Raw genomic sequence first — 11,947 nt, forward strand, 5'->3', positions numbered from 1 at the left:
GGCAACAGCGCGGTGGCTCGCCGTCAGGCGAGCAGCGCGTCGAGGCTCGGATGCAGGTGCCGGGTCACGAGTACGGATGCAGCGTGCCGGGCTCCCGCCCGCAAGGCGTCGGGCAGCTCGGCGCCATCGAGCGTCGCATCGAGCACGCCGGCCATGAACGCGTCGCCGGCGCCGTTGGTATCGCGCACGTCGACGGGCTCCGCCGCGACCTGGTGGAGCGTCATCCGCTCGTCGACCGCGATCGCTCCGCTCTCGCCGAGGGTGCATACGACGAGTCGGGCCCCGCTGCGGATGCAGCGCTCCATGAACGGCTGCGGGTCGCCGATGCGGTCGGCGTTCATGAAGATCGCGTCGGCGGCTTCGATGAACGGGCGATGGAAGTCGGCTTCGCCGTCGTAGTCGTGGATGTCGGTCCAGATCGGGCGACCGGTCGCGCGCGCTGCGGGGATGAGCCGGCGAGAGCGTTCGCCGAGATCGAGCACGATGGCCGAGGCATCCGTCATCGCGGACCCGACCGCCGGGCCGGGGCCCTCGGCCGGATCGCCGGGAGTCGACAGGTACAGCGACACGCGCTCGCCCGCCGGGGTCATCAGGTTGAGATGCCGTTCGGTTGCGGGGCTGTCTTCGGCGAGCAGCTCAACGCCGGCGGCCTCGAGCAAGCCGCGGAGCCGTGCACCGTCGGGGTCGCGGCCCAGCAGCAGGTGCAGCGTGACGCGGCGGCCGAGGCCGACGAGCCCGAGCGCCTTGCCAACCGAGGTGCCGCCGACGGTCTCGTAGTCGTCGAGGGCGAACTGCATGTGCGGCACCGGCTCGGGCAGTCGGTCGAGGTAGACGATGCGATTCCAGGCGGCGGGCCCGGCGATGAAGACGTGCTCGGTCACCGGTTGCGCTCCTAGGTGCGTGGCGTTCGGATGGTGCCGCTCCATCCTGCCGCAGCCCACCGTCACCAGGGTTTTGTTATCGAAGCGCTTCACCGACTTAAGATCGTATGAATACCCGGTCAACGCCAGAATGAGCGCGCGATCATCCCGGAAATGCCCGATTCTCGTGCGTCAGAGGTCCAATCTTTGGTTGACATATGCGTGCGAATATTGCCACTCTCTCTAGGGAGCGCGCCACCTGCTGCACCGACGCAGCCAGTCCCTGGCGCGATGGAAGGAATGACGTCCGTTGATACGCAGAACTTCGAAACTGCTCGTCGCAGCCTCACTCGCACTTGCCATGGTGGCCCTGCCGACCACAGCGCAGGCCCAGGAAGATGCCGACACCGCCCAGTTGTCCGCTCAGGAGCTCGTCGCGGCGATGCAGCCGGGCTGGAACCTCGGCAACACCCTCGACGCCATGTGCTGCGGCGAGGGCGATGACGAGACCGCGTGGGGCAACCCGCGCGTCGACAACACCTTTTTCCAGGACATCAAGGCCGAAGGCTTCAACTCGGTCCGCATCCCAGTCAGCTGGGGCAACCACACCGGCCCGGCGCCCGACTACATCGTCGAGCCCGAGACCATGGATCGCGTGCAAGAGGTCGTCGATATGGCGCTCGACGCGAACCTCTACGTCATGATCAACACGCACCATGACTCATGGCAGTGGATCACGAACTTGGCCAAGCCAGAGAAGCACGACGAGGTCATGGCCCAGTACACCGCAACCTGGACCCAGATCGCGGACACCTTCAAGGACTACCCGCAGGAGCTGGTGTTCGAGCCGGTCAACGAGGTGGGCTTCGATGGCACCTGGTCCGGCGGGTCGGAAGCTGACCACCTGCTCATGGCCGAGCTGAACAGCTCATTCCACGAGATCGTGCGCCCCTCCGGCGGCAACAACGCCGACCGCCTGCTGGTTCTGCCGACACTCCATACCGGGGCCGACCAGGGCGACATGGACGCGCTCGCCGCCGAGATCGTGGCACTCGACGACCCGATGCTGGCGGCCACCACCCACAACTACAGCTTCTGGCCCTTCAGCGTCAATGTCGCCGGGTACACGACGTACAACGAAGAGGTCCAGGACCTGCTGGTGGAGAACTTCCAGAGCCAGGTCGACACCTTCGTCTCCAAGGGCGTCCCGGTCATCATCGGGGAGTACGGCCTGCTCGACAACTCCGAGAACAAGGTCGAGCGTGGCGAATCTCTGAAGTTCTTCGAGCACTTCGGCTACCTCGCCCGCACCACGGGCATCACGACAATGTGGTGGGACAACGGCACGCACTTCGACCGCTACAAGCGCGTGTGGCGCGACCAAGAGCAGTTCGACTACATCTCCACTGCCTGGACCACGCGCTCAGCCACCGCCTCGTCCGACCTCGTGTTCGTCGACGCCTCGGACAAGGTCACGGACAAGTCGGTCACGCTGAACCTGAATGACCTCGAGTTCAAGGACCTCCGCTTCGGGAACAGCACGCTGAAGCCCGGGCCGGACTACACGCTCGAGGGCACCACGCTGACACTCAAGGCCAAGCTGCTGAAGCGCATCCTCGGCGACCGCGAGGTCGGCACCACCGCGCAGCTGAAGGTCCGCTTCTCCGACGGCATGCCGTGGAAGCTCAACGTGATCAGCTCAGAGGACCCGGTCATCGAAGGCGCCACCGGCGCCACCGATTCGCTGCTGATCCCGGCGGCGTTCAACGGCGACCGGCTGGCCACGATGGAGTCCGTCTACGCTGACGGCACCGGGGCCGGGTACCACAACTGGACGATCTTCCCGGAGTTCTGGGACGATTTCAAGCCGGACTACGAGGGCGGGACCATCGAACTGACGAAGCGGTACCTGAACAGCATCACGGACGGCTCGCCGGTGTCCCTGACGTTCCACTTCTGGAGCGGCAAGACCCTCGAGTTCACGGTGACCCGCGACGGCACGGCCGTCACCGGCGTCGCCTGACACACGAAAAACTCTTGGGGCGGTGCGAGCAACGCACCGCCCCAAGGGCATTTCCGGACCGTGCCACGCATGCTGTTGCAGTCCTCCGATGATCCACTTCAGGCGCGCGTGAGGTACGCCTCGATGCGGTCGAATGCGCCGACCCACGCTTCGGTCTGGAAGAAGTCGCGGATCTCGGGCGTCGGGAACCCCGTCTGCTCGACGGTCACGAGGGTGCCGCCGTCGAGCGCCTCGAAGGTGACCTCGACCCTGGTCGACATGGTGGCGCCGCTCGGGTCGCTGCCGCTCGACTCGGTGACGAGTCGGTGCGGGCGGTCGATCTCGAGGAAGGTCTGGGTCTCGCGGAACAGGGTGTCGCGGTCGGGCCCCCATACGGCGGTCTGCTTGCCGCCGACGCGCAGGTCGACCTCGATCTCGACGATGCTCGGCTCCACATCGAGGATCGGATACCAGATCTTCTGCTTCTCAGCGTCGGTGTAGGCGTCGAAGACCTCCTCGGGTGTGGCGGGCAGTTGCCGCGTCATCCGCAGGCCGATGGTCTCGTCGGTCTGCGTCGACTGACCGGACTCGGTCTCGCTCATGATTCCATTCCTTTCCTGAGGGTGAAGTAGGCCTCGAGACCGTCGAGTCGACGCTCCCAGAGCCGCTGGTAGAAGGTGATCCATGCCATGGCGTCGTCCAAACGCTCGGTGCCGAGCTGGACCTGCCGAACCCGGCCGACCTTCTCGGTGGTGACGAGGCCCGCGGCCTCGAGCACGTCGACGTGCTTCCGGATGCCGGTGAGCGTCATGCCCGAGGGCTCGGCGAGCTCGGTGATCGTGGCAGGCCCGTCTCCGAGCCGGGTCAGGATGCCGCGGCGGGTCTCGTCGGCGAGGGCCGCGAACGCCCGATCCAATGTCTGTTGCTGAACCATGTGGTTCAGTATATGACACTGAACCCGGAAGTTCAATGATGCCCCGATGGTCGAGTTCCGACCCAACGTTTTCCGGCCGTCGCACGTCTCAGAGGGTAAGGGCACCTTCGGGATGGAGACGACATGACGAGCATGACGAGCGATCACGGCCGACGTCGTGGCCTTGGCTTCGCGACCCTCGCGGTCCTCGCCGGGCTCCTGGCGAGCGGCTGCGCGCAGAATGCACCCGACGGCCCTGGAGCGAACGCGCCCGACCGCCCCGAGGCCCAGCTCCATGAGGCCATCGACTGCCAGTCGGAGCCGAGCTCCCTGCTGCCGAACGCGGAGGAGCCCACCGCCGACCCGTCGATTCCGGTGCCTGGCCGGGTACCCGAGGGGTTCGAGGCAACTGCTGCCGTTCGCTGTTCCGTCGAATTCGGCGAGCCTGGTGAGGCCGGCGACGAGATGGAGGTCTTCTGGCTGGTCGAACGCTTCGAAGGCGACCTCGGGCCGCTGCTCGAAGCCCTCGCGGTGGCCGATGACGTGCCACCCGAGGGGCTCATGTGCACTGCCGACATGGAGATGGTGCCGCCGCTCTGGCTCGAGGCCCGATCCGGTGGGTTCGTGCCCGTGCACTATCCGCGCGACGGCTGCGGCAAGACGAAGCCGGCGGTGCACGATGCGCTCGACGGCCTGCAGGTCACGATGGTCGAGCGGCTCCCGGTGGTTGAGTAGCGCCGGGCGAAGCCCGACGCGCATCGCACCGCAGCCCGCCACGAGCCGAGCACCCTCACCTCCGCCCCATCCGCCACGCGCGTGCATAGACTTCGCGAATGGTGAGCACATGGAATGAGAACGCCGCCCGATATCTGCTCGCCACGACGATCTGTCCGCGCTGCGACGCCGAGCTCGGAGGCACTCCGGTGTGCGCTTCATGCTCGGCCGATCTCGGCGGTCCCGAGGGTGCGTCGGTGTGGCGGGCCTCGAAGCGTGCGGCCGACGCGGTCCTGGAGCGGCAGCGGCTGGTTGCGGAGCTGCCCACCGCGCGGGCGGCGGTCGTCGCAGCGGTCGCGGCGGCCGGACCTCGGGTCACCGCGCCGGCGGCAGCATCGGGGTCGAGTCCATCGACGCGAGCGGATGCCGCGGCACCGACGGGAGGGGAGACACCCGCCGAACCGCCCGAGACATCACAGGTGAGCGTGCAATCCGTGCTCGCGGTTGCGGGCGCCGCCCTCTTCGCGGTCGCTGCGATCGTGTTCGCGTTCCTCAATCCCGACGTCGGCTTCGGGGTCCGCACGATGGTGATCGCCGTGGTCACCGTGCTGTTCCTCACGGGAGCATGGATGCTGCGCCGACGCGGCGTGCAGTTCTCGGCAGAGGCGATCGGTGCGCTCGGCGTGGTCTTCCTCGTCCTCGACGTGTGGGCGTTCTCCGAGATCGCGCCCGCGGCGATGAGCAGCTGGATCTTCGCGGGGATCGGCACGCTCCTCGCGTCGATCGCCATGCTCGTCGTCGCGTGGCGCGCGCGAATACGCACTTGGCTGTGGGCGTCGCTCATCGGTCTCGCGGTCGTGCCCGCACTCTTCGGATACCCGGGCGGCGCGTGGAGTACCGCATGGGGACACGTCGGCGTCGTCGCGGTGGCGCTGGCGGCGCACGAGGTCGTGCGCCGCGCGGTCGGGCGCTTCGAAAGCGGGCTCCGTGCTGACCGCGACATGCTCACCGGTCTGCAACTCGGGGCGACCGTCGTGGTGCTCGCGCAACTCGCGTTCCTGCCGTCGGAGCCGACGCTGCCGTCTGGATCATGGTCGTCCGCGATGCTCGCGCGCGCGGCGATCCTCCTTGTACTCGCGGTCCTCGCGTCGCTGTCGACACGCAACCACGTGCCCCGACTCTGGAGCTTCGCGGCGGGCGCTCTCGGCGTGGCTGCGCTCGCGGTCCTCCCGCTCGCCATGCCGGGCGTCGACTTTGCCTGGCTGACCATGCTTGTGCCGCTCGCTGCCGCCGTCGGCGTCGGCACGTCAGGACTCGTCCGTGCCCGCGGCATCCTTCACGCCCGGGCCGCGCAGGCCGGCGCGCTGACGGTCGGGCTCGGCGTCGCGGTGCCCGCCGTGATGCTGGCGCTCGTCAGCCTCAGCGCGGTCGTGCAGGAGTTCGCGACCGTCGGACTTGCGCCGTTCAGCTTGAGGACCGTGGCAACGAGCTCCGACGCGTTGCCGGTCGTCCCGAGCCTGGCCGGAGTGCTCGGGCTCTTCGCCGCATCGCTCGGCGTCGCGGCACTCGCGGTCGCGGCCCGGCGGGTCTCGCCGCCCGAAACGCGCTACGGATTCCCCGTGGGCACCCTCGGCCTCGCACTGTGGCTCGGTGCGACGGGCGCGCTCGCACTCATCGCGTGGACCGGCCTCGTGCCACTTGCCCGGGCCGGGATCGGCATCGCCGCCGCAGTGCTCGCGAGCGCCGCAGTGCTCGTGCCGTGGTCGCGGTTCACTCGGGCGCGCAGGAGCATCCGTTCGCCCTTCATCGTGTTCGGTCATCTCGCGCTCGTGGAAGCCGCCCTCATCACGTGGACGGAGCCTGCGATCACCGTGCCGGTCGGCGCTGTCATCGTCGCCGCGATCCTCGTGCTCGCACGCTCGGTGCCCGCCGGCGCCCGTGCCGCGCACGTCGCGATCGCGTACGCATACGCGCTCATCGTCTTCGCGACCGCGCTCGACCAGGCGGGCGCCGTTACGATCGCGGTGCTCTGCCTCACCACGACCCTCGCCGCGCTGAGCGCGCTCGCCGCGACGCTCGTGCAGCGGATGGATGCCCGGTCGTGGTACGCGATCCTGATCGTGACCGCGGTGCCGTTCCTCATCGGCGTCGCGTCGGTGCTGAGCGAGCGGAGCGGCTGGACGGCGCTCTCGACGGGCGTCACGTTCCTGCTCGCGCTCGCACTCGTGCTCACGCGCCGACCGGGGCTCAACCGGCTGGTGCGCTCTGCTGCCGCGGCGATGCTCGTGCCCGCGCTTTCCGTGGTGGTGGTCTGCCTCGGCGCGGAGTTCCTCGAGGTGAGCGGTTCGCCCGTGACGCTCCCCGTCATCGCGGTGATCGTCGCGGTGGCGCTGCCGGCGACGAAGGTCATCGAGGCGGCCCTCGTGCGGCACGGACTCGGTGTCGCCGACGCGGCATCCGCGCGTCGCTGGATCGAGATCTCGTCGCTCGTGACCGCTGCGATCGCGGTGCTGCTCGCAGTCGTGCGGGAAGCTGCCGGTCTCGGCACGACCATCGCGGTGCTCGTGATCATCGGGCTCGGTGCCGCCGCCACGAGTGTCTTCGCCGGCCGCCGCTACGGCTGGCCGCTCGCCGGGGCGAGCTGGACCGGTGCGCTCTGGTGCATCTGGGCGATGCTCGGCGTCGACGTGGTGGAGCCGTACACGTTGCCGCCGGCGCTCGGCGCCGTGGTGGTCGCGGCGATCCTCGTCGCGAGGGGCGGCCGTGGGGTGCCGCTGTTCGCAAGCGGGCTCGCCCTCGCCCTCATTCCGTCGCTCATCATGCTCGGCGCCTGGGGCTCGGCGACGTTCGCGTGGCGCACTGCGGCGCTGCTCGCGGCGTCCGTCGTGCTGCTCGCTCTGGGCTGGGCGCTCACCCGCCGCGGGGCGGGAAGGAGCAGGGGTGAGCGGATGCTGCGTGTTCCCGTGCTCGCGGGTGCGCTCGTCGCGGCATCCGCCGGACCTGTCCAAGCCGTGCGCTACGGTCTCGAGCGCGACCCTCTCGACGTCGTCGACCCTGTCTTCCTCATGTCGACGGTGCTCGGGCTCACGCTCGCAGGTGTCGCGATCGCCGTCGCCTCGGCGTCGCTGTTTCGGAGAGGAGCTCGCGTGGCGCTCGGCCGGTCGGTGCTCGAGCGGTGGCTGCTCGGCTCGAGGTGGCTGTACGCGCCCGCCCTCGTGTTCCTCGTCGTCGGCCCGATCGCGGCGATCCGGCGCGACTGGTTCGCGATCTTCACGCTCTGGGGCCTCATGGCGCTGCTGCTCGGCGTGGCGCTCGTCATGGTCGCGCGCGCTCGCACCACCGTGCCGGTGCTGCCGCCGTTCTGGTTCGTGTACGCCCTCGCCTGGGTGACCGGCGTCGCCGGGTGGGGCCAGCGCGACCTGCGCGTCGAGGTGTTCTCGCTCCCGCTCGGTCTCACGGTGCTGGCCGCTGGAATCGTCGCGATGCGTGCGACTTCCTTGCCGACGCGGGCGACGCTCGGCTCATGGCCGCTCGGGTTCACGGGTTCGTGGCGCCTGCTGGCACCCGGAATCGTGCTCACTCTGCTGCCCTCGGTGCTCGCGACCGGCACCGATCCGCAACTGTACCGGCCGATCCTCGTGATCGCGCTGGCGCTCGTCGCGATCCTCGTGGGTTCGTCGCGAAAGCTCGCCGCCCCGTTCATCCTCGGCCTCGCGGTGCTGCCGATCGAGAACATCGTGGTGTTCTCGGCGCAGGTGGATCGCGCCGTCGGGGCGATGCCGTGGTGGATCACGCTCTCGACGGCCGGCGCCGTGCTGCTCGCGATCGCGGTCGGCTCCGAGCGGCGCACGAACCAGGGGAGGGGCGTCGCGGCGCGCTTGCGCGAGCTCGAGTAACCCGCCCGGTGGTCGAGTGGCGCCGTGTCGGCGGTTCGTGGTCGAGTGGGGCCATGGGCTTCGACGCGCGGTTCCTCGAGTTGCACGCTCCGATGCCGCGAGTGGGTGAAGCGGATGCCGCGGCATCCGTCGAACTCGACTACGTGCACTTCTCGGTGCTGCTCGACACCGCCAGGCGCCTCGCGCGGGTCACGGGCGTGAATGTCGACGGCGCCGCCCTCGTCGAGCTTGATCGCGGCGGCGACGACTGGCAGCTCGACGAGCGCATCCCCGCCGACTGGCAGGCCGGCCCGGCGGTCTATGCGCGCAACGACCTCGACCGCGGGCACCTCGTGCGTCGCCGCGACCCGGTGTGGGGCAGCCCCGAGGTCGCGGCGCGCGCGAACGCCGAGACGTTCCGCTATCCGAACGCCGCGCCGCAGGCCTCGGGCTTCAACCAGTCGAAGGAGCTCTGGCTCGGGCTCGAAGACCACGTGCTCGCGCACGCGAGCGTGAACGGGTTGCGGCTCAGCGTCTTCACGGCGCCGATCCTCGCCGCGGGCGACCCGGCGTATCGCGGCATCCGCGTGCCGCTCAGGTACTGGAAGGTGGCCGCGTGGAACTCGAGCGGCGAGCTCGCCGCAGCCGCATTCGTGGTCGACCAGGCGCCGCTCGTCGACACGAGCGAGGCTCGGGCACCACTGCCGGGCGAAGTGCCCGACTTGGGGCCGTTCCGCACGTTCCAGGTTCCGATCGCGGATGTCGCGGCGCTCACGGGGCTCGAGATGCCCGAGCTCGTCGGGGCCGATCGCTTGCCCAAGACGATTGCAGCGACCGGCTGGCGGCGGCTCGAGACATCCGCCGACCTCCTGCTCTGATCGCACTGCGCCGCCACGCACGGGCGGGGTGGTCGCGGCCGCCGGGCGGTGAAAGAGTTGGGGCATGGGCGACGTGACCGAGCTCAGCACCGACGTGCTCATCGTGGGAGCAGGCCCGAGCGGCCTCATGCTCGCCGTGTGCCTCGCGCGGCTCGGCGTCGATGCGGTGATCGTCGATGGCAAATCGGGGCCGACGCGCGAGTCGCGGGCGCTCGGCGTGCAAGCGCGGTCGATGGAACTCTACGACCAGCTCGGCCTCATCGACCGGGTGCTCGCCGAGAGCTATCCGGCCCGCAACGCCGTGCCCGGCTTCCGCGACCGGCCGTTCGGCAGCATCGCGCTGCGCGGGCTCGGCACACGGGTCACGCCGTACCCCGAGGTCACGGTGCTCGAGCAGAGCCGCAATGAGGCGATCCTCGTCGACGCGCTCGCCGAGCTCGGGCGGGTGGTGCTCTGGGAGCATCGGCTCACGTCGCTCGAGGAGGCATCGGTGCGAGCGGATGCCGCGGGGCGGCGCCATCCGGTGACCGCGACGCTCGACTCGCCCGGCGGACCCGTCACGGTGCGTGCGCGCTACTGCGTCGGCGCCGACGGGGCGCACTCGATCGTGCGGGGCCTCCGCGGCATCCCGTTCGAGGGTGTCACCAACGTGCACACCTTCTACGTGGTCGACGCCCACGGCGTGACGGGGCTCGTCGACGACGCGGTGAACATCAGGTTCAACGCCGACGACTTCCTGCTCGCGTTCCCGATGGGGCCGGGCGGGCACACCCGGTTGCTCGGTATCGTGCGCGACCGGGATCTCGCCGCCGATGGCACCCTGCCCGAGTCGCTCGTGCACGAACGCGTCGAGCGCGGCTTCGGCGTGCGCTATCGCGACTCGAGCTGGTTCACGACCTACCGCTTGCACCACCGGCTCGCGGCGCGCTTCCGCGACGGCCCGTTCTTCCTCGCCGGCGACGCGGCGCACATCCACTCGCCGGTCGGTGCCCAGGGCATGAACACGGGGCTGCAGGAAGCGCACAACCTCGCGTGCGCGTTCGCCGACGTGCTCGTCGGCGGCATGCCCGACGAGCGCCTCGACCGTTATGAGCAGGAGCGCCGACCGGTCGCGGCGCGACTCGTGGGCACCACCGATCGGGCATTCGCGACGATCACCTCGGACTCGCGGTGGGCCCGGTTCATGCGGGGACGCGTAGTGCCGGTCATCGGCCCGATCGTCGCGCGACTCGTGTCGCGCGTCGTCGGCGGCGAGCGCGTGTTCGGCTACATCTCGCAGACGAGGATCCACTATCGGATGACGCGGCCGAGCGGCCGCGACCGCGGCCGTCGCCGTGACCATCGCCGCGATGCCGTCGTCGGCCGGCGCCTCCCGTGGACGGGTGGCAACTACGACGTGCTGCGCTCGATGACGTGGCAGGTGCACGGCTACGGTGTGCTGCCCGCCGAGGTCGAGCGCATCGCGAGCGAGCTCGGCGTCGAGGCGCACGCGTTCGGTCGTGATCCGAACAGACGGTTGCGACCCGATCGGGTCTACCTCGTGCGTCGCGACGGGTTCGTCGCGGCCGAGGCATCCGCTCACGCCGTGCCCGGCGGTCCGCGGGCGTTCCGCGAGCAACTCGCGGGGTGAACGCGGCCCACGGCGTGGCATCCGTTGCCCGCCGCATGCCCCGACCATAGGCTGGAAGCGCATGGGCGCCCGAGCGGCGCCGGTGCCGACTGCACTTCGCGTCGACGACGTCGGGAGGGGCCATGGCCACCATCGCGTGGATCGGTCTGGGGAACATGGGCGGCCCGATGTCGGGCAATCTCGCCGCCGCGGGTCACGAGGTGCGGGGTGTCGACGTCGTGCCGGCCGCGCGCGAAGCGGCGGCCGAGCGCGGCGTGCTCGTGGTCGACTCGATCGCCGACGCGGTCGCCGGCGCCGATGCCGTGTTCACGTCGCTGCCGCGCAGCGAGCACGTGCGGCAGGTGCTCGAGGGACCCGACGGCGTTTGGGCGAACGCGCCGCGCTCGGCGCTGCTGCTCGACACGTCGACGGTGGATGTCGCCACGTCGCAGTACTGCCACGAGGCATCCGTCGATCACGGCTTCCGTTTCGTCGACGCCCCGGTGTCGGGCGGCATCGCGGGAGCGGCGGCGGGCACGCTCACGTTCATGCTCGGCGGCGAGGAGGCCGACGTGCGGGAGGCGACGGCGCTCGTCGAGCCGATGGCCGGCCACGTCTTCGCGGTCGGCGGCCCCACGATGGGCATCGCCGCGAAGCTCGCGAACAACCTCATGCTCTTCGTCTCGCTCGTCGGCCTCGCCGAGGGCTCGCAGCTCGCGGCTGAACTCGGGCTCGACGCCGAGACGTTCTGGAAGGTGGCGTCGGTCTCGTCGGGCGACTCGTGGCCGCTGCGCATGTGGTACCCCGTGCCCGGCGTCGTGCCGACGAGCCCCGCGAACCGCAACTTCGACGCGTCGTTCACGACGATGCTCGCCGAGAAGGATCTCTCGTTCGCGCTCGCCGCGGGCGAGGAGGCGGGCCTGCGCCTTCCTGGGGCGAGGCTCGCGCTCGACCAGTTCGAACAGCTGATCGCCGAGGGCTACGGGGGCAAGGACTGCAGCCTCATCGTGAAGTACGCGTCGGCCGACGGCACCGTGGAGGGGTTCGACCCGACCGTGTGAGGCGGGTCACGCGGCAGACGTCAACCCCCTGTGCA

General features: G+C 70.0%; 9 protein-coding genes. 6 read left to right on the forward strand and 3 right to left on the reverse strand.

What is annotated here, in order from left to right; genetic code table 11:
* Positions 1-23: 23 nt before the first annotated feature.
* Positions 24-881, reverse strand: a complete 858-nt coding sequence (locus J7E25_RS01815; protein WP_308164305.1) for a carbohydrate kinase family protein — start codon at positions 879-881, stop codon at positions 24-26.
* Between the two features lie 289 nt (positions 882-1,170).
* Here J7E25_RS01815 and J7E25_RS01820 point away from each other — a divergent pair, with 289 nt between their 5' ends.
* Positions 1,171-2,883, forward strand: coding sequence for a cellulase family glycosylhydrolase (locus J7E25_RS01820; RefSeq protein ID WP_251038699.1), 1,713 nt, complete (start codon positions 1,171-1,173; stop codon positions 2,881-2,883).
* A 98-nt stretch (positions 2,884-2,981) separates the two neighbouring features.
* Here the strand turns inward: J7E25_RS01820 and J7E25_RS01825 are convergent, their stop codons facing one another.
* Positions 2,982-3,464 (reverse strand): SRPBCC domain-containing protein, encoded by a 483-nt coding sequence (locus J7E25_RS01825; RefSeq protein ID WP_214867364.1) that lies wholly within the window; start codon positions 3,462-3,464, stop codon positions 2,982-2,984.
* Entirely contained in the window at positions 3,461-3,796 is a 336-nt protein-coding gene (locus J7E25_RS01830; protein ID WP_214867366.1) for a metalloregulator ArsR/SmtB family transcription factor, read from the reverse strand. The genes J7E25_RS01825 and J7E25_RS01830 overlap by 4 nt, the downstream gene beginning before the upstream one ends.
* A 123-nt stretch (positions 3,797-3,919) precedes the next feature.
* Between J7E25_RS01830 and J7E25_RS01835 the strand changes: the two genes are divergently transcribed.
* The 5 genes from J7E25_RS01835 (at position 3,920) to J7E25_RS01855 (ending at position 11,912) form a co-directional block, all read left to right on the forward strand.
* Entirely contained in the window at positions 3,920-4,510 is a 591-nt protein-coding gene (locus J7E25_RS01835; RefSeq protein WP_214867368.1) for a hypothetical protein, read from the forward strand.
* A gap of 98 nt (positions 4,511-4,608) precedes the next feature.
* Positions 4,609-8,385, forward strand: coding sequence for an SCO7613 C-terminal domain-containing membrane protein (locus J7E25_RS01840; RefSeq protein WP_214867371.1), 3,777 nt, complete (start codon positions 4,609-4,611; stop codon positions 8,383-8,385).
* Positions 8,386-8,438: 53 nt separating this feature from the next.
* Positions 8,439-9,242, forward strand: coding sequence for a DNA/RNA non-specific endonuclease (locus J7E25_RS01845; protein ID WP_214867373.1), 804 nt, complete (start codon positions 8,439-8,441; stop codon positions 9,240-9,242).
* Positions 9,243-9,306: 64 nt separating this feature from the next.
* Positions 9,307-10,872 carry an FAD-dependent monooxygenase gene (locus tag J7E25_RS01850; protein WP_214867375.1) on the forward strand — a complete coding sequence of 522 codons (1,566 nt, stop codon included), beginning with the start codon at positions 9,307-9,309 and terminating at the stop codon, positions 10,870-10,872.
* Between the two features lie 122 nt (positions 10,873-10,994).
* On the forward strand, positions 10,995-11,912 hold the full coding sequence (locus J7E25_RS01855) for an NAD(P)-dependent oxidoreductase (protein WP_214867377.1): 918 nt from the start codon (positions 10,995-10,997) through the stop codon (positions 11,910-11,912).
* Positions 11,913-11,947 lie beyond the last annotated feature (35 nt).

Source organism: Agromyces sp. ISL-38, from assembly GCF_018613935.1.
Taxonomy (GTDB): domain Bacteria; phylum Actinomycetota; class Actinomycetes; order Actinomycetales; family Microbacteriaceae; genus Agromyces.

Bases quoted from the DNA above. Each gene is read 5' to 3' on its own strand.
- J7E25_RS01825 (WP_214867364.1), bottom strand. From the start codon at position 3,464: ATGAGCGAGACCGAGTCCGGTCAGTCGACGCAGACCGACGAGACCATC.
- J7E25_RS01830 (WP_214867366.1), bottom strand. From the start codon at position 3,796: ATGGTTCAGCAACAGACATTGGATCGGGCGTTCGCGGCCCTCGCCGAC.
- J7E25_RS01835 (WP_214867368.1), top strand. From the start codon at position 3,920: ATGACGAGCATGACGAGCGATCACGGCCGACGTCGTGGCCTTGGCTTC.
- J7E25_RS01840 (WP_214867371.1), top strand. From the start codon at position 4,609: ATGGTGAGCACATGGAATGAGAACGCCGCCCGATATCTGCTCGCCACG.
- J7E25_RS01845 (WP_214867373.1), top strand. From the start codon at position 8,439: ATGGGCTTCGACGCGCGGTTCCTCGAGTTGCACGCTCCGATGCCGCGA.
- J7E25_RS01850 (WP_214867375.1), top strand. From the start codon at position 9,307: ATGGGCGACGTGACCGAGCTCAGCACCGACGTGCTCATCGTGGGAGCA.
- J7E25_RS01855 (WP_214867377.1), top strand. From the start codon at position 10,995: ATGGCCACCATCGCGTGGATCGGTCTGGGGAACATGGGCGGCCCGATG.